The following is a 19,135-nucleotide window of genomic DNA, read 5'->3' on the forward strand; positions in this document are numbered from 1 at the left end:
CCTCCACTGTGGCGGGTGCGGTTGCCGCTGCTTTCTCAGGTGGCGTTGCCGTTGGTGTCTTTGCGGATGTATTTGTAGCTCGTGTTCACCGGCGACATGGCGTTCTGGCCGAGAGTGGTACGGCAGTGCTCTCGCGGCCAGCCCACCGTTCCAGTTCATCGCCCCCACTGACGGAACCTGGTGCGCAGGGTCACCTGCGGGATCCAACGCCACAAGTGGCACCGACCTGCTGAGCAGTTGGGTCTGTTGCGCGCCAGTGAGCTTGGCGGACACTCCGATGACGCCGACCGGCCGCCGGGCGAGCATGTCTTGGGCCCAGGTCCGTGGTGGAGTGAGACGGCCCCGCATCTCGGTGACCGCGACAGCGAGCCCCCGAGGACCCGCAACGGTCTCCACCCCACGAATTGTCTCCAACGCCCATGGGCTGTCCAACGCCTGAAACAGCGTACGTGGCTGGCCGTGATCACCCCGGAGGGAGATACCTGCCTCCACGGCGCTGAACAGCGGACCCTCGGCGGCCAGGAGGTTCTGCCGCCGACCCGCCGAACGCCGCGCTCGGCGGGACGACGGGGCGGCGTGACAGTTCGTGCGGTGTGAACTCCGGCCCTCAGGCCTGAGCCATCTGCTCCCGCAGGCTTCGCGGCCGCATGTCCGACCACACCTTTCCGATGTGATCCAGGCAGTCCTGCTTCGACCCGGACGTTCCTTCCGCGGTCCAGCCGAGCGGCAGATCCCGGTCAACCCACCAGATCGAGTACTGCTCTTCGTCGTTGCGCACGACGCGGTAGACACCGTCGTCAGTCATGGCCCCTCCGGCGTGGTCGGGTGATCCGAATATGTGAGCCCGATGTTGCCGGGCCCACCCGCGCCATCCATAGAGAAAAACACGCAGACGCGTTGTGCAATCTCGTCCCTGTTCGACAGTTTCCTGCGTCGCGCAGGCTCTGGTCACGGCGGATCGCCACCTGGAAGGGGATCGACATGGTCGAGCGACGCCACCTGATTTCTATTGACGACCTTTCCGACGACCAGCTGCGCTGGATTGTCCAGCGCGGCGCCGAATACTCGCGTGGTTCCGCGGGAGCCAGCCGTCCCCTGTCCGGGGCGGTCGTCGGCGTGCTGTTCCGTAAGACGTCCACCCGTACCCGGACCGCGTTCTCCGCCGGCGCACTGCGTCTCGGCGCTGAACTGATCACGTACGGCCCTGGCGACCTGCAGCTGGCCACCGGCGAGTCCGTCGAGGACACCGGCGCGGTGCTGTCCGGCATGCTTGACGTTCTGGTCGCCCGTACCGCCGGGCCGGAGGTCGAGCTTCGGGCGTACGCCGACCAGAAGCGCATGTCGGTGATCAACGCGATGAGCGCCGTCGAACACCCCACGCAGGCACTCGCCGATCTCACCACGATCGTCCGGCACTTCGGTCGGGTCGAGGGCGTACGGGTGCTGTACGTGGGGGAGGGAAACAACACTGCCTCCGCGCTGACGCTCGCGCTGTCCCGATACGCCGGCACCGAGCTGCACCTGCGTACCCCGCCCGGGTACGGCGTCGAACAGAGGTACCTCGATCAGGCAGCGACGTCCGCCCGGCGTTGCGACGCGCGCGTCGAGCAGAGGCACGATCTGTCTGACCTGCCACCGGTCGATGTCGTCTACACCACCCGTTGGCAGACCACGGGATCGACGAAACCGACGTCCGACTGGCGTTCCGCATTCTCCCCGTTCCAGGTCGATGAGGCGCTGATGGCAGCCTGCCCGGGCGCGGTGTTCATGCATGACCTGCCGGCGCACCGGGGCGAGGAGGTGACCGGGGCGGTGCTCGACGGACCCGGGAGCATCGCCTTCACCCAAGCCGAGAACAAGTACCACAGCGCCCGGGCGGTCCTGGAGTGGTGCGCCGCCGACTGGCCGAGCGGCGGAGTGACGCTGTGACCACCTTTCTCGACGACATCTTCACCCACGCCGCGACCCGGCCCGACGCGCCGGCGATCGTCACCCCAGACACCGTCATGTGCTACGAGGATTTCGCCGCCCGAACCGATCGACTGGCCCGGGCGTTGGTCGCCAGGGGCGTCGGACCGGAGCAGGTCTGCGCGGTCATGGTCGACCGGGGCCCGGAGGCCGTCATCGCGATGGCGGCCGTGCTTCGAGCCGGCGGCGCCTTCCTCACCCTCAACGCCGAGCTACCCGATCAGCGGCTGGCGGCCATGGTCCGCACCGCCCAGGCCAGCTTCCTGGTCACCACGCCGTCCCGGGCCGGGCAGCTCGACTTCCCCATCGACGGCCCGACCGTATTCGTCGACGCGCCTGACGTGCCGGCGGCCCTGCCACCGTTGTCGCCCCGTTCGCTCGCCTACGTGAGTCACACCTCCGGCTCGTCCGGGCCGCCGAACGCGGTACTGCTGGAGCACCGCGGCGTCACCAACTACCTACGGGTCATCGTCGACGACTACGAACTCGGTCCGGACACCGTGGTGCTGCAACTCGCGCCGTTCGGGTACGACGCCTCGATCCGCGACACGTTCGCCCCGCTCGTCGCCGGCGGGCAGGTGGTCCTGGTCCCGCGTTCCACCCTGTTGCGGCCCGGTGAGTTCGTCGCGGCCGTCCGCAAGTGGGGAGTGAACACGATCCTGTCGGCGACCCCGACGTTCCTGACGTCGCTGCGGCAGAGCGAACTGCCCGACCTGCGGTTGACCGTGTCCAGCGGTGAGTCGCTGCGCCCGTTCCTCATCGCCGGTGGCCGGGACGGCGTGCGCGGACGGATGATCAACCAGTACGGTCCGACCGAGACCACGATGACCTCGACACGCTTCGACGTGCCGCCGGTCCCCGACACGACGGTCGACCTGATCGGGACACCGATCGACGGCGTCAGCGTGCGCCTGCTCGATGACGATCTGCACACCGTGCCCGACGGCGGCATCGGCGAGGTGTGGATCGGTGGATGTGGTGTCGCGCGCGGCTACAGCGGCCGGCCGGCATTGACCGCGGCCCGGTTCGTGCCGGACCCCCATGGCGCGCCCGGCACGCGCATGTATCGCACCGGGGACCTGGCGCGCCGGTTGCCCGACGGCGACCTCGTGTACCTCGGGCGCATCGACCGGCAAATCAAGGTCCGCGGATACCGGATCGACCCGGCCGAGATCGAGGGCGCGCTGCTGGCCCACCCCGCCGTCACTGCCGCGCAGGTCACCGCAGGTACCGATGCCGGAGGCCGAGTCTTCCTCATCGCGTACGTCGCGGTCGCGTCGGCGGAGGTGACGGACTCGGCATTGCGCGCACATCTCGCGATGACGTTGCCCCACCACATGATCCCGCGACGGTTCACCCGGATCGACAGCGTACCCACGACCGTCAGCGGCAAGACCGACCGCCGGGCGATCACCGTGGACGGGCCATGAGGACGACAGGCATCGGGCCCACCCTCGCGGACGTGCGCATGGCCGCCGACCGGATCACGGGCCTGGTGGATCGTACCCCGGTGCTGGCCCTGGATTCGCGGGTGCTGCTCAAGGCCGAGCACCGCCAGCGCGGCGGCTCGTTCAAGGTGCGGGGCGCGGCGAACGCGATGCTCGCGCGGTACGCGGACGAGGTGGTGGCTGGTTCGTCCGGTAACCATGGCATCGCCGTCGCCATGCTCGGTGCCGCATTGGGCATCAGGGTGACCATCGTGATGGCCGCCGGGGCCAGCGACGGCAAGGCACAGGCGATCCGGTCGCTCGGCGCCGGCGTGGTTCAGGTGGCCGGCGGCGTGGTCGAACGTGACCGCCGGGCCGAGGACATCGCGGCGGCGACCGGGGCGGTCTTCGTGCCGTCCTCCGACCATGAGCTGGTGGTGGCCGGGGCCGGCACCGTCGGGCTCGAGGTGTTCGAGCAGGTGCCGAACGTGTCGACGATCTTCGTGCCGGCCGGCGGCGGTGGCTTGCTGGCCGGCGTGTGCCTGGCCGCGTCGGCGCTGTCCCGGTCGGTGCGGGTCGTCGGGGTGGAGCCGATGTCCGCCCGTCGTTACGCCGTGTCGGTTGCCCGGGGTGCGCCGACGGAGTTGCCACCGTCCATGACGATCGCCGACGGCCTCCGAGGGCAACGACCCGGTGCGGTTCCCTGGCCGATCATTCGGCACCGGGTCGACGATCTGATCGGCGTGACCGACGAGGCGATCACCCACGCGCTGGGGATCCTTCGCCGCGCCGGTGTCAGCGCGGAGCCGAGCGGTGCGGTAGCGCTGGCCGGCGCGCTACGGCGCGGATCTGCCGGCCCCGCGGTGGCGATCGTGTCCGGTGGAAACGGCACGGCCGGCATCGGCAGCACCAAAAGCACAGAAGAAACTCCGGCAGAACTGCTGCCGGCGTCAACCGGTGAGTCTGCGAGTTCTTCCCTGCACTGTCGCGGTGGTGCGGAGCAGTCTCGTGGTAGGCGCATCGCGGAGCGAATGCAATTCGAGGAGCGGCTCTATGACCGAACAAACATCCCCCGGGTCAGGAGTGCTGGCGACCATCGGAGCGACACCGATCGTCGAGTTGGTGAAACTCGACCCACAAAATCCGTTCAGGACGTTCGCTAAGTTGGAGTCGCACAACCCGGGCGGCAGCATCAAGGACCGCTCGGCGCTGGAGATGCTGCGAGAGCGCATCCGCGACGGGCGGCTCGTACCCGGACGGTCGGTGGTGGTCGAGTCCAGTTCCGGCAATCTCGGGATCGGGCTCGCGCAGGTGTGCGGGTACTACGGAATCCGTTTCATCTGTGTGGTCGACCCGCGCACCAACGGGGACAACATCGCCATCATGCGTGCCCTTGGCGCGCAGGTCGAGGTGGTCACCGACGTCGACCCGGCCACCGGCGAGTACCTGCCCGTTCGCATCCGTCGGGTTCGTGAGCTCGTCGCCACGATCGACCATGCGTACTGCCCGGACCAGTACTCAAACCCCCTCAACCCGCGGGCACACCAGACGACCGTGCGAGAAATCGTGCGGGCCCTGCCCGAGATCGACTACCTGTTCTGCGCCACGAGCTCCTGCGGCACCCTGCGGGGGTGCGCCGAGTACATCCGGACGCACCAGCTGCCGGTGACCATCGTGGCGGTGGACGCGATGGGCAGTGCGATATTCGGCCCAGCGGTCGGTTGGCGGATGATTCCCGGCCACGGCGCGTCGGTGCGCCCGAAGCTGTACCGCAGCGATCTGGCCGACGTCGTGGTCCGGGTCGACGATCTGGACGCGATCGCGGCTTGCCGTCGGCTGGCCGCCCGCGAGGCGATCCTCGTCGGTGGCTCGTCGGGCGCCGTCGTGGCAGGCCTGGAGCAGATGCGCGATCAGATTCGGCCCGGTGCCACCTGCGCGCTGGTCTTTCCCGACCGCGGTGAGCGGTACCTGGACACCATCTACAACGACGACTGGGTCATGACGTACTTCGGCGACGTGTCGCATCTGTGGAACAAGCCCGACATGCAGGTGGCGCCGTGTTGATTTTCAGGGCAGGTGAGGTCCGCTCCGTCATCGACGGGAGCGAAGTGGTGTCCGACTACCGACTGAGCAGCAGGTGTACGCATGACTGACATCCTCGAAACCGACAACCAGTTGCGACTGTCGTTCGAGCAGGAGCAGCTGTGGTTCCTCGACCAGGTTCGGTCCGGCGCGCAGGAGTACCTGTTGCACTGGGGATTCCGCCTGCGCGGGCCATTGGACCGGCAAGCACTGACCGCCGCCTTCACCGAGATCGTCCGCCGGCACGAGATTCTGCGTACCCGCTATGCGACGGTCGACGGACAGCCGGTGCAGATCATCGACGAGCCGGCGCCGGCCGACATCACGGTGGTCGACCTCAGCGGGTACCCGGCAGGTGAACAGGACCGACGGGTACGGGAAATCGGCGAGGTCGCGGTGACCACGCCGATCGACCTGCGCGCAGCCGCGCCCTGGCGGCTGACCGTCGTCCAGCTTTCCCCCAACGACACGATCCTGATGATCGTGGTGCATCACATCGCCTTCGACGGCCCGTCGCTGGGCATCCTCGCCAGGGAACTGGGCGCGCTCTACGCGGCCCATGCCCGCAGTGAGGAGCCCCCGCCCCAGCAGCTGGAGCCGTTGGAACTCCAGTACGCCGACTTCGCCGACTGGCAGCGGAACCGCTGGAGCACGAACGACGCGGCGCTCGCCCGGCAACTGGACTACTGGCGCGAGCAACTGGCCGGACTGGCGCCGCTGGAGCTGCCCACGGACCGGCAGCGCCCGGCCGTCTGGGAGCCGGCCGGCGACGTGGTGGCGTTCGCTGTGCCGGCGTCGTTGGCGGCCCGAATCATCACCGTGGGACGCGCCGCCCGGGCGACCCCGTTCATGGTGTTCCTGGCCGCCTACGCGCTTCTGATCAGCCGTTACGCGGACCAGCTCGACTTCGGCATCGGGGTGTCGACCAGTGGGCGCAGCCGGGTCGAGCTGGAGCCGGTGATCGGCTCGCTCGCCCAGACGCTGGTGCTGCGCACCGACCTGTCCGGCGATCCCAGCTTCGTCGCGCTGCTCCGCCGCGTCCGCGACACGGCCCTGGACGCCTTCGAACACAAGGACGTACCCCTGCAACGCCTGGCCGCCGAACTGGTGCCGGACCGCGACCTGTCCCGCAACCCGCTCTTCCAGGTCGGGTTCACGGTCCTGAACGGCCAGGGGGAGCCGCTGCGCCTGCCCGGCATCGAGGTCGACTGGGTGCCGACCCCTGTGCTCGGCGCCACCTTCGACATGTCGCTACAGATGGCCGAGGAGCCGGACGGATCGTGGGTCGCCCGGATGACCTACCCCACCGCGCTCTTCGACCGGGCCCGGGTCCAGCGGATGGCCGACAACTACCTGGCGCTCCTGGAGAATCTCGCGGCGGCGCCGGAAACACCGCTGCGCGACGTGCCGACCGTGACGGCCGCGGAACAGCAGCGGCTGCTCGGCTGGAACCGTACGCCGCGCGAGGCGACCGACGCGCTGCTGCCGCATTTGTTCCGGGCGCAGGCTGAGGCCACGCCGGACGCGGTAGCCGTGATCTGTGGTGACGGTCAGCTGACCTACGCCGAGCTGATGTCCAGGGCGGACAGCGTGGCCGGCTTCCTGCACAGCTGCGGAGTCGGCGCTGAAACATCCGTCGGCGTGGCCATGCACCGCGGTATCGATGTCGTGGTCGCACTGCTCGGGACGCTCACCGCCGGCGCGGTCTACGTCCCGCTCGCACCCGACCTACCAGCCGATCGGCTGGAGTTCATGATCGACAACGCCGGCATCGAACTGGTGCTCACCCAGACGACGCTGCGACAGCGAATTCCGCGGCGCACGCCGGTGGTGGTGCTCGACGAGCAGTGGGACGACATCGCCCGCGCCGCGCCACCGCCTCCGGTGGCACTCGACGTCGCCAACGCCGCCTACGTCATGTACACGTCCGGATCCACCGGCCGCCCGAAGGGCGTCGTGATCTCCCACGGCGGGATCCGGAATCGGGTGCTGTGGGCGGTGAACCAGCACCAGCTCACCGATACCGACCGCGTACTGCAGAAGACGACCATCGGGTTCGACGCTTCGGTGTGGGAGTTCCTGGCACCGCTGGTGTCCGGCGGCTGTGTGGTGATGGCGCCGCAGGACGCGCACCGCGACACCGCCGTGATGGTCGCTGCCCTCGCGGCGTACCGGATCACCGTGGTGCAACTCGTCCCGTCCGTGCTGCGTGCCGTGGTCGACGAGCCGGAGTTGGCCGCCTGCACAGCGTTGCGGCTGGTGTGCTCCGCCGGCGAGCCGCTGCCGGCCGAACTGTGCGAGCGACTGCTCGGCGTGCTGGAGGTGGAGCTGTACAACACATACGGCCCGACCGAGTGTTCGATCGACGCGACCGCGTGGCGCTACGAGCGCGGCGAAACGGACGGCATGGTCCCGATCGGCGCCGCGCTGCCCGGCGTCGACGTGTACGTGGTGGACTCCGCCGACCGGCTCGCGCCCATCGGCGTACCCGGCGAGTTGTGTGTCGGCGGCATCGGCATCGCCCGCGGTTATGCCGGGCGCGGCGACCTTACCGGCGAGCGGTTCACCCCGAACCCCTTCGCCAGCCGACCGGGTCAGCGGTGGTACCGCACCGGAGACCTCGCCAGGTGGCGTGAGGACGGGACCCTGGAGTTCGTCGGCCGCCTCGACGGGCAGGTCAAGGTGCGGGGGGTGCGCGTCGAACCCGGTGAGGTGGAGACCGCGCTCCGGGCACATCCGTTGGTCGCGGCGGCTGTGGTCACCTCCTATCGATCCGTCACCGGTGATCTGGAGCTCGCCGGCTACGTGGTGCCGGCCGCCGGGGCGACGGTGGAGCCCGACGAGTTGTCCGAATTCCTCGCTACCCGGCTGCCCACCGCAATGGTTCCCACCGGCATCATCCCGCTGGTCGAACTCCCGTCGCTGCCCAACGGAAAAGTCGACCGGTCGGCGCTGCCGGCCCCCGACCGCCGGCCCCGCGACGACGACCCCGGTCACGTCGCGCCACGAACGGAGACCGAGTGGGCCGTCGCCACGGTCATGGGCGAGCTGACCGGGGTTGAGCGGGTCGGCGCGAAAGACGACTTCTTCGCGTTGGGTGGGCATTCGCTGCTGGCGATCCGGCTCGCGCACCGGTTGCGCCGCAGGTTCGGGCTGGAGCTGGCGGTGGCCGCCCTGTTCGACGGACGGACCGTGGAGCGGGTCGCTGCGGCGATCGACGCTGGCACGACACCCGACAGTGCGCCGCAGATCGTGCCCGTTCCCCGCAACGGCGCCCTGCCGACCTCGTTCGGCCAGCAACGACTGTGGTTCCTGGACCAGCTCGAACCGGGCAGCGCCGAATACCTGATCCCGATGGTGTACCACCTCACCGGAACGCTGGACACCGCGACGCTGCACCACGCGGTGGAGCAGGTCAGCGCCCGGCACGAGGTGCTGCGCACCCGCTACGTCGGGGACAGCGGTGTCCCGCTGCAGGTCGTGGATCCCCCCGGCCCGGTGGCCTTCGACGTGGTCGACCTGACCGGCACCGCGAATGCCGTGCCGCGCGCCAAGGCGATCATCGAGGCGGCGAGCGCCCGGCCGTTCGACCTCGCCCACGAGCGCCCGCTGCGGGTCACGGTCGTGCACACGGCGGCCGACGAACACCTGGTCGCGATCACCCTGCACCACATCGCCTTCGACAACTGGTCGCTGGGCATCTTCCAGCATGAGCTGAACGAGGCGTACGCGGCAGGCCTTGCCGGTGCCCCATGGTCGATACAGCCGCTTGCGGTGCAGTACGGCGACTTCGCCGCCTGGCAACGCGACCGGCAGGCCGACGGCACCATCAGCAACCAGATCGAGTACTGGCGAACCCAGCTCGCCGGGCTCGTGCCGGTCGAGCTGACCCCCGACCGGCCCCGCCAGCCCGGGCGTGACCTACGCGGCGACCTGCTGATCGTCGATGTTCCGGAGGCTACCGAAGCGGCGGTACGCGAGCTGGGCAACCGGACCGGCGCGACGTTCTTCATGGTGCTGCTGGCCGCGTTCGACGTGCTGCTGAGCCGCTACACCGGCCGCACCGACATCGCGATCGGCACCCCGGTCGCCGGCCGGACGCGGCCGGAGAGCGAGGACCTGATCGGCTTCTTCGTCAACAACCTCGTGGTCCGGGCCGACCTGGGCGGGGACCCTACCTTCCTCGACCTGATCGACCGGGTTCGCCGGACCACCCTGGAGGCGTTCGCCAACCAGGAGGCGCCGTTCGAACACCTCGTCGACGCCCTGCAACCGGACCGCGACCTGTCCCGCAACCCGCTGTTCCAGATCATGTTCGAGGTACAGCACGCCACCGGCTCCTCGGCGGCCACCCTCGCCGGGTGCACCGCGGTCGGCCTGGGTAGCGGCGTGTCGGTGGCGAAGTTCGACCTCACCCTGTCCGTGATGGAGCAGCCGGACGGGCGGCTGGAATGCTGGTTCGAGTACGCCACGGCATTGTTCGACCGCTCCACGATCGAACGCCTCGCCCGCCAGTACCTACGCCTGCTGGGCGGCGTGGTCGCCGACCCGCACGCCCGGATCAGCGAACTCGATCTGCTGTCGGCCGACGAACGCCACGCGATCGTGCATCGGTGGCCGGACCCCGACGCGGACCGGCTGGACCTGCTCGACCCGCCCGGCGAACGGCATCTCTCGGTGCCGGAGCTGTTCGAGCGGTGGGCGGCCCGGACCCCGGACGCGACTGCGGTGGTGTTCGGTGCCGAGCGGCTCAGTTACGCCGAGCTCAACGTACGGGTCGACGATCTCTCGCACCATCTCCGTTCGATGGGCGTCGGCCCGGAGGTCGTCGTCGGCTCATGCCTTGAGCGTGGGATCGCGCCGATCGTGGTGCTGCTGGCGGTGCTCAAGGCCGGCGGGGTGTACGCGCCGTTCGACCCGGAACATCCGCCGGAGCGCCTGCGCTACATGCTCGCCGACGCCAGCGCGCGTCTGGTGGTGACCACCGGCAAGTTCGCCGACCGGTTCGCCGGGCAGGAGCGCCCGGTGCTGGTCGTCGACGCCCCGCACCGGGGCGGTGGCCGGCCATCGGTCGATCCGGCACCGGTGACCGTTCCGGACAACCTCGCGTACATCATCTACACGTCCGGGTCGACCGGCCGCCCGAAGGGCGTGATGATCTCGCACCGGTCGTACGCGCACCACTGCCGGGTGATCGCCGACTACTACGGCATCCACCCCGGCGAGCGGGTCGTCCTGCTCTCGGCGCTCACCTTCGACGTCGCCATGGATCAGATCGGCGCCACCCTGACCGCCGGTGCCACGCTCGTGGTGAGTGACCCGGTCTTCTGGGCGCCGAGCGAGCTGCCCGCCAAGCTGGAGCAGTACGGCGTGACGATCATGGAGATCACCCCGGCGTACTACCGGGAGATGATGGAGTCCGGCGTGGACCGGCTCGCCGGAATGAAGCTGATCAACGTCAGCTCGGACGTGGTGACCGTCGGCGACGCCCAACGCTGGGCCGCGACCGGCCTGCCCGGCCGGTTCCTCTGCACGTACGGGCCGACCGAGGCGAGCGTCACCTGCATGCTCAACCCGGTGTCGGGCGACCTCGCCGACGAGCGCAGCACGGCCACCCTGCACATCGGCCGCGCGCCCGCCGGTACCCAGGTGTACGTGCTCGACGCGGAGCTGCGTCCGCTTCCGGTCGGGGTTCCCGGCGAACTGTGCATCGGCGGCGTGCGGCTGGCCCGCGGCTATCACGACCGGCCCGAGCTGACCGCGGAGCGGTTCGTGCCCGACCCGTTCGGGACCGAACCGGGAGCACGCCTCTACCGCAGCGGTGACCTGGTCCGGCACCGGCCGGACGGCACGGTCGACTTCCTCGGCCGCCTCGACACCCAGGTGAAGATCCGTGGTTTCCGGATCGAACTCGCCGAGATCGAAGCCGCGCTGGCCAAGCACCCCGCGGTGTCCGCGGCCGCCGTCGTCGCGAAGGACGTCGGGCCCGGCGACAAGCGACTCGTCGCCTACCTGGAGTGGCCCCACGACACCGGACCCGACATCGACGAGTTGCGGGCGTACCTACGGGAGTCGCTGCCCTCGTACATGATCCCGTCGGCCTGGGTCACCATCGCGGCCCTGCCGCTGTCACCGAGCAAGAAGGTCGACCGGGCGGCGCTGCCGGATCCGGCACCCTCCCAGCTCGATGGTGCCCGTGGGTACGTGGCACCACGGGACCCGGCGGAGGAGATCATCGCCGGAATCTGGTCCGACATCCTCGGCGTCGACAGGATCGGCGTCGATGACGACTTCTTCGGACTCGGCGGGCACTCGCTGCTGGCCACCCGGGTCCTGGCCCGGCTGCGCTCGGCCCTCGCCGTCGAGGTCCCGCTGCGCTGCCTGTTCGAGGCGACCACCGTGGCGGAGCTGGCGGTGCTGGTGACCGACCTGATCGCAGCGGAGCTTGACGAGCTGACCGACGCCCAGATGAGCGAACTGATTTCCCAGGATGGTGCCCTGTGACTGAGACGATCGATCGAGCCGGTCTGCGCGCGGAGTTGCTTCGGCGCAGGCTCGTAGGTGCCGCAGCCGCCGCGCCGGACGAAGGGATCGCCCGGGTACCCCGCGAGACCCCGCCCGCGTTGTCGTTCGCGCAGCGCCGACTGTGGATTCTCGACCAGGTCCGGCCGGACGGTACGGAGTATCTGGCCAGCGCCGGCCTTCGACTGTTCGGGCCGCTGGAGCCGGGCGCACTGCGGGCGGCGCTGGACGGGATCGTGGCGAGGCACGAGGTGCTGCGCACCCGCTATGTGGTCATCGACGGTGAGCCGGGCCAGGTGATCGACCCTCCGGGGCCGGCCACGCTGCACGAGGTGGACCTGCGTGGCCTCGACCCCGCCGCGCAGGACGAGCGGATCGCCGGCTGGATGACCCACGACCGGGCACCCGTCGACCTCGCGACCGGGCCGGTGCTGACCGGAACCCTCGCCCGGCTTGCCGACGAGGAGCACGCGCTGGTCGTGACCCTGCACCACATCGCCTTCGACGGCTGGTCCGAGCAGGTGCTCTGGCGTGAGCTCGACCGGTTGTACACCGCTGCGCTGGCCGGCGGACCGTCCCCGCTGGCGCCACTGCCCGTGCAGTACGCGGACTTCGCCGCGTGGCAGCGCGGTGTGATGTCCGGCGCCACGCTGGACCGCCAGCTCGACTACTGGCGGCAGGCGTTGGCCGGCGCCAGCGCGGTGGAGCTGCCGCTGGATCGGCCGCGCCCGCAGGTCCGGGAGAGCGCCTGCGACCTGGTTCCGTTCGCGGTGGCCGCGCCGGACTCCCGAGCCCTGCACGAGATCGCCCGCCAGGCCGGCGCGACGCCGTTCATGGTGCTGATGGCCGTATACGCGATCATGCTCGGCCGGTTCGCCCGGAGCAACGACATCACGATCGGCACCCCGGTGGCCTGTCGCGACCGGGCCGAGGTGACGGACCTGATCGGGCTGTTCCTCAATACGCTCGTCCTACGCACCGACCTCTCCGGCGACCCGTCCTTCCGCGAGGTGCTCCGGCGGGTGAAGGAGATGGCGCTCGGCGCCTACGCCCACCAGGAACTCCCGTTCGAACGGCTGGTAGACGAGCTGGCCCCCGTGCGCGACGCGTCCCGGACCCCGCTGTTCTCGACCATGTTCCTTTGGGCCAGCGGGAACTCCGAGGCCCGCCGCGTCGGCGGGCTGCGCGCCGAGGAGCTGCCGGTCGGCGAGAGCGACGCGAAGTTCGACCTGACGCTGGTGGTCATCGACCAGCCCGACGGGAGCCTCACCGGTTTCCTGAACTACGCCACCGCGCTGTTCGACCGGGACACCGTTGACCGGTTCGCGACCCACTTCACCGGCCTCATCGGCAACATCGCGCGTACGCCGGACGCACCGCTCAGCCGGCTGGTCGAGTCCCCACCCGCGGAGCGGCAGCGGGTGGTGCGGGAGTGGAACGAGACCGGGGTGGCGTACCCGACCGGCACGCTGCCGGAGCTGTTCGCGCGGCAGGTGGCCCGCACCCCGGACGCCGTTGCCCTTCGCTTCGAGGGCGAGGACGTCTCCTACGCCGAGCTGGACCGGCGAGCCGACCGGCTGGCGCGGTACCTCACGGACGCGGGCGTCGGGCCGGAGTCGATCGTCGGTGTGTGCCGTCGGCGCGGCATCGAGCTGGTGGTGGCCCTGCTGGCGATCCAGAAGGCCGGCGGCGCCTACCTGCCGCTGGACCCGGACCACCCGGCCGAGCGCCGTGACTACATGTGTGCCGACGCCGGTGTCACGATCGTGCTCACCGACACCGAACCGGTCATCTCCGACACCGGGCCGGTGCCGGCGGGGGCGGCGCTGGCGGGGCCGGACCACCCGGCGTACGTGATCTACACGTCCGGCTCGACCGGCCGGCCCAAGGGGGTCGTGGTCACGCACCGCGCGATCGTCAACCGGCTGCGTTGGATGCAGGACGCGTACCGGCTGGACGCGTCCGACCGGGTGCTGCAGAAGACCCCGTACAGCTTCGACGTTTCGGTGTGGGAGTTCTTCTGGCCGCTGATCACCGGGGCCACGCTGGTGATCGCCCGGCCCGACGGCCACCGCGACCCGCATTACCTGGCCGAACTGATCGCCACCGAGCAGATCACCACCCTGCATTTCGTACCGTCCATGCTTCGGGTGTTCCTGGCCGAATCGTTCGGGCCGCTGCCGTCGGTGCGCCGGATGATCTGTAGCGGCGAGGCCCTCCCCGCCGACCTGGCCGTCGCCGTCCACGAGCGGATCGGTTGCCAGCTGCACAACCTCTACGGGCCGACCGAGGCGGCTGTCGACGTCACCGCGGTGCGATGCGCGCCCGGTACGCCGATCACGATCGGACGGCCGATCGCCAACACCCGCACCTACATCGTCGACGAGAACCTGCGACCGGTCCCGATCGGAGTGCCGGGTGAGCTGCTGCTGGGTGGGGTGCAACTGGCCCGCGGCTACCTCAACCGCCCAGGGCTCACGGCGGAGCGGTTCGTTCCCGACCCGTTCGAGGAGTCCGGCGGTGGGCGGCTGTACCGCACCGGTGACCTCGCGAGGTACCTGTCGGACGGACGCATCGACTACCTCGGCCGGCTCGACGACCAGGTGAAGATCCGCGGGCATCGCGTCGAACTCGGCGAGATCGAGGCGGTGGCGGCCGAGCATCCGAGCGTCTCCGCGGTCGCCGTCACGGTGCACGACGGCCAGCTCGTCGGCTATCTCGTCGCCCAGGACACGGGCACCGACGTCGATGTGAGCGACGTGGCGTCGTTCCTGCGCGGTCGACTGCCCGAGGCGATGATCCCGAGCCACTGGCAGCTGCTTCCTGCGCTGCCCCTGACCACCAGCGGAAAGACCGACCGCCGCGCGCTGCCGGCCCCGACCCCTGGTCGCTCCTGGGCGGCCGGAGCGTACGTCGCCCCGCGTACCGAGGTCGAACGCCTCGTCACCGACGCACTCGCAGCGGCGCTGGGCGTCGAACGGGTCGGTGTGCACGATCGGTTCTTCGACGTCGGCGGTGACTCCATCCGGGCCATCCGCGCGATCGGGACCCTGCGCCGTGTGGGGCTGGGCCTGTCGGTGCAGGATATCTTCACCCACCAGACCGCGGCGCAGCTGGCGACGCTCGCCGACCGGCCGGCGGCCGGTGCGGACGAGCCGCTGGTCGGCCCGTTCGAACAACTCGGCCCGGGCGACCGCGACCGGCTCCCGGACGGCCTGATCGATGCCTACCCGATGGGCCAGGTGCAGGCCGGCATGGTCTACGAGATGCTGGTCGACAGCTCGCATCCGGCGTACCAGAACGTCACCAGCTTCGACATCGTCGACGACGGCCCGTTCTCCCTGGCCTCGTTGCGCGAGGCCGCGCAATGGTTGGTCGACCGGCACGAGATCCTGCGCACCACGTTCGACGTGTCCGGCTACTCCGAGCCCATGCAGCTCGTCCATGCCAGTGCGTGGGTCGAGGTGGGCTTCGACGATCTGCGCGGGCTCCCGGAAACCGAGCAGCAGGACGTCCTGGAGCGGTATCGGGAGACGGAGAAGTCGACGATGCTGCCCATCGATCACGCCCCGCAACTGCGCTGGCACGTGCACCGCACCGGGGAGCGAACGTGGGTGCTGACCCACACGGAGTGTCACGCCATCCTGGACGGCTGGAGCCACCACTCGCTCATCGCGGAGCTGCGCGACACCTACCGGGCGATCCGGGACTCGGACACCGATGCGCTGAAGCCCCCGCCCCCGGGCCGCTACGCCGACTTCGTCAGCTTCGAACGGCGGTCGCTGTCGTCCGAGGCGGATGAACGGTTCTGGCGGGACCGCGTCGGCGACTACGACCGGGTCATGTTGCCCGCGGACACCGCCCCGGCCGGACACGGCGCGGTGCCGGAGCTGCGGATGTCCTGGCGGCACCTCGAACCGGGGCTGCGGCAGTTGGCCGCGCGGACGCAGACCTCCCTCAAGGCCGTGCTGCACACCGCGCACCTCGCGATGCTCGGCGTCATCACCGGCCAGCGGCGGTTCTTCAGCGGTCTGGTCGTGAACGGCCGACCCGAACTGCTGCGCGGCGACGAGGTCATGGGAATGCACCTCAACACGGTGCCGTTCGCGGTGGACCTGGGCGCGCCCCGTTGGCGCGACCTCGTGCGCGCCGTGTTCGCCGAGGAGCTTGCCGTCTGGCCGCACCGGCGTTACCCGATCCCCGCGATGCAGCGCGCCTGGGGCTCCGGGACACCGCTGATCAGCGCCATCTTCTCCTACCTCGACTTCCACGTGCTCGACGCGCAACAGGACGTGTTCGGCACGGTCGTCGACGACAGCCCCAACGAGTTCACCCTGGTCACGTTGACCTTCCCGGGCGAGCTGAGCCTGGAGTGCCGGGCCGGCTGGGCGACGCAGGAGCGGCTGACCGCCCTGGGAGAGACCTTCCTCGAACTGCTCAGCGCGATGATCGCCGACGACGGTGCGAATCCGGTGGACCTGGGCTCGACCCCGGCGCACCGGTTCACCGTGCCGCAGCAGGACTGGCCCGCGCTGCCCGAGGTGTGCGTCACCGACCTGTTCACGACCCAGGCACAGGCCCGGCCGGACGCCGTCGCACTCGAGTGCGGCGAGTCGCGCCTGACCTACGGCGAGCTCGACGCCCAGGCCAACCAACTGGCGTGGGCGCTTCGCGAGCACGGCGCCGGCCTGGAAACTCCCGTCGCGGTCTGCCTGGACCGCGGGATCGACGCGGTGGTCACGCTGCTCGGCATCCTCAAGGCCGGTGCCTGCTACCTGCCGCTGGACCCGAAGTACCCGGACGGCCGCATCGAGTACCTCCTCGACGATTCCGGCGCCCGGATCCTGGTGAGCGGGCCGAGCCATGCGCACCGTTTCGCGGCGCGTGCCGGGCTGACCACGTTGAGCCTGGACTCCGACTGGTGGTCGGAGAACAGCCGGCCGACCACCGCGCCACAGGTGCAACTGTCACCGGAGAACCTGGCCTACATCACATACACCTCGGGATCCACCGGCCGTCCGAAGGGCGTGCTGGTCCCGCACCGCGGCGTCGTACGGCTGGTGCACGGCCAGGAATACGCGCAGCTGGACGCCGACCAGGTCCTGTTGCAGGCCGGCACGCTCGCCTTCGACGCGTCGACGTTCGAAGTCTGGGGCGCGCTCTGCAACGGGGCGCGGCTGGTCGTCGCCCCGGAAACGCCGACCGCAGCCGAGCTCGAGGAGATCCTGCGCCGGCACGGGGTGACCGTGCTGTTCCTGCCCACCGGCCTCTTCAGTACCGTCATGGACGTTCGGCCGCAAGCGCTGGCCGGGGTGCGGGAGGTGGTGGTCGGTGGTGACGTGCTGTCGTCGCAGCACGTGCGTAAGGCGATGGAGCACGGCGTGGCGGTCACCAACGGGTACGGCCCGACCGAAAGCACCACGTTTGCCACCGTCCACCCGCGGATCCCGCTGCCTGCGGTCACCGAGGTCATCCCGATCGGGAAGCCGATCAATCACACCTACGTGCAGGTCGTCGACGAGAACCTCGACCCGGTCCCGTTCGGCGTGCCGGGTGAGCTGCTGCTGGGTGGTCCGGGCATCGCGCGCGGATACCAGAGCCGCCCGGACCTGACCGCCGAGCGCTTCGTACCGGACCCCTCCGGGAACTCACCGGGAAACCGGCTCTACCGCACGGGGGACATCGTCCGCCAGGACCCGGACGGCACCGTCCATTTCATCGGGCGGCGCGATCACCAGGTGAAGATCCGCGGACACCGTGTCGAGCTGGGCGAGGTGGAGGTCGCGATCGCCGAGCTGCCCACGGTACGGGCCGCCGCGGCGGCGGCGTACGAGGGCGTGGACGGGATCAAGCAGCTCGTCGGATACGTCGTTCTCGACGAAAACGGCCCGGCCGACCCCGCCCGGCTCGGTGACCTGATGCGGAGCCGGGTGCCCGGCTTCCTGGTCCCGACGGCCTGGGTGCGCCTGGACCGGCTCCCGTTGAACAACAACGGGAAGCTCGACCGGGCCGCGCTGCCCCGGCCGGCGCTGGGAACGTCGGCACGGGAATACAGCGCACCGCGCACGCCGGCGGAACTGGCCGTGGCCGAAGTCTGGACCCAGTTGTTCAACCTGCCCCGCGTCGGCCGTGACGACGACTTCTTCGACCTCGGTGGGCACTCACTGCTGACATTGCGGGCGATCGCGATGTTGCGGGACCGGCACGGCATCGAGACGACCGTTCGATCCTTCGTCGAGCACCGCACGCTCGCGGCACTCGCCGAGTCGATCGATCGCAAGCGGCTGCCGGCCACAGCGTTGCTCTGGCTGCGCCGTACCGGTGACAAGCCCCCGCTGGTATGCGTGCATCCCGGCGGCGGCAGCGCGCACTGGTACCGGCGGCTGGCCGAACACCTCGACCCGGATCTGCCGGTGGTCGCCTTCGAATGGCCGGGCCCTGACCCGTCGACCGGCACGGTCCCGTCCACCGAGGAGATGGCGGCTCGCTACCTCGCCGAGTTGCGGGAGGCCGTCCCGCACGGGCCGTACCGGATCTTCAGCTGGTGTGGCGGCAGCGGGGTGAGCAGCGAGATGGCCAACCGGCTGATAGCCGATGGTGAACAGGTCAGCTTCATCCTGCTCGACCCGGGGCAGGACGCCTGGCGCAAGAAGCACCTCTGGGACGAGTACGCCCTGCTCAAGAAGTGTGTGACGAACCTGGAGCGGCTCGACGCGGCGTCGCCGGACGAGGACACGTCGCTGCTTCGGCAGGAGACTCTGGCGCTGCTCGAACACATCGTGGACGACATCGTCGGCGACGACGGGATCACGCTGCCCGAGCGCGGCGCGGGAACGATGTGGCTGCCCGTCGCGCGGATGTGGGAGGAGGTCATGGAGATGGTGCTCTCCTACCGTGACCGCCCATACGCCGGTCACCTGGATCTGATCGTCAGCGACGAACTGGCGCTGGGCGCGCACGAGGTCGTCGGTTCCGGACAGAGCTTCAGCGACTACCTGGAGCGGTGGCGCGAACGAACCGCCGAGGTGGAGGTCCATCGGATGAAGGGTGAACATTTCTCGGTCATGACGGAGTACGTGGCGGACCTCGCTCGCATCGTGACGGCTCTGATCGACAAGCCGGCCGGGCGACGGTGA

At 70.0% G+C, this 19,135-nt stretch carries 6 protein-coding genes and 1 pseudogene; 6 read left to right on the forward strand and 1 reads right to left on the reverse strand.

Annotated features, from left to right (window positions below):
* Positions 1–607: 607 nt before the first annotated feature.
* Positions 608–805 carry an MbtH family protein gene (locus Vqi01_RS23015; protein WP_204036920.1) on the reverse strand — a complete coding sequence of 66 codons (198 nt, stop codon included), beginning with the start codon at positions 803–805 and terminating at the stop codon, positions 608–610.
* A 176-nt stretch (positions 806–981) separates the two neighbouring features.
* Here Vqi01_RS23015 and Vqi01_RS23020 point away from each other — a divergent pair, with 176 nt between their 5' ends.
* From Vqi01_RS23020 to Vqi01_RS23045, 6 genes and pseudogenes are all read left to right on the forward strand, one after another.
* Positions 982–1,929, forward strand: coding sequence for an ornithine carbamoyltransferase (locus Vqi01_RS23020; RefSeq protein WP_204036921.1), 948 nt, complete (start codon positions 982–984; stop codon positions 1,927–1,929).
* Positions 1,926–3,398, forward strand: coding sequence for an amino acid adenylation domain-containing protein (locus Vqi01_RS23025; protein ID WP_204036922.1), 1,473 nt, complete (start codon positions 1,926–1,928; stop codon positions 3,396–3,398). Before Vqi01_RS23020 ends, Vqi01_RS23025 begins: the two co-directional genes overlap by 4 nt.
* Positions 3,395–4,333 (forward strand): annotated as a pseudogene (locus Vqi01_RS23030) (threonine ammonia-lyase); the annotation flags it as partial. The gene Vqi01_RS23025 and the pseudogene Vqi01_RS23030, both read left to right, overlap by 4 nt.
* 115 nt (positions 4,334–4,448) lie before the next feature.
* A complete protein-coding gene (gene sbnA, locus Vqi01_RS23035; protein WP_204036924.1) occupies positions 4,449–5,459 on the forward strand; it encodes a 2,3-diaminopropionate biosynthesis protein SbnA in 1,011 nt (336 codons plus the stop codon).
* 90 nt (positions 5,460–5,549) lie between these two features.
* Positions 5,550–11,981: a non-ribosomal peptide synthetase gene (locus Vqi01_RS23040; RefSeq protein ID WP_443673864.1), complete on the forward strand. Its 6,432-nt coding sequence runs from the start codon at positions 5,550–5,552 to the stop codon at positions 11,979–11,981.
* Positions 11,978–19,135: a non-ribosomal peptide synthetase gene (locus Vqi01_RS23045; protein ID WP_204036926.1), complete on the forward strand. Its 7,158-nt coding sequence runs from the start codon at positions 11,978–11,980 to the stop codon at positions 19,133–19,135. The genes Vqi01_RS23040 and Vqi01_RS23045 overlap by 4 nt, the downstream gene beginning before the upstream one ends.

The sequence above is a fragment of the Micromonospora qiuiae genome (assembly GCF_016863555.1).
GTDB classification, from domain to species: domain Bacteria; phylum Actinomycetota; class Actinomycetes; order Mycobacteriales; family Micromonosporaceae; genus Micromonospora; species Micromonospora qiuiae.

Excerpts from the sequence above, each read along its gene's own strand:
- sbnA (WP_204036924.1), top strand. The coding sequence starts at position 4,449 with ATGACCGAACAAACATCCCCCGGGTCAGGAGTGCTGGCGACCATCGGA.
- Vqi01_RS23015 (WP_204036920.1), bottom strand. The coding sequence starts at position 805 with ATGACTGACGACGGTGTCTACCGCGTCGTGCGCAACGACGAAGAGCAG.
- Vqi01_RS23020 (WP_204036921.1), top strand. The coding sequence starts at position 982 with ATGGTCGAGCGACGCCACCTGATTTCTATTGACGACCTTTCCGACGAC.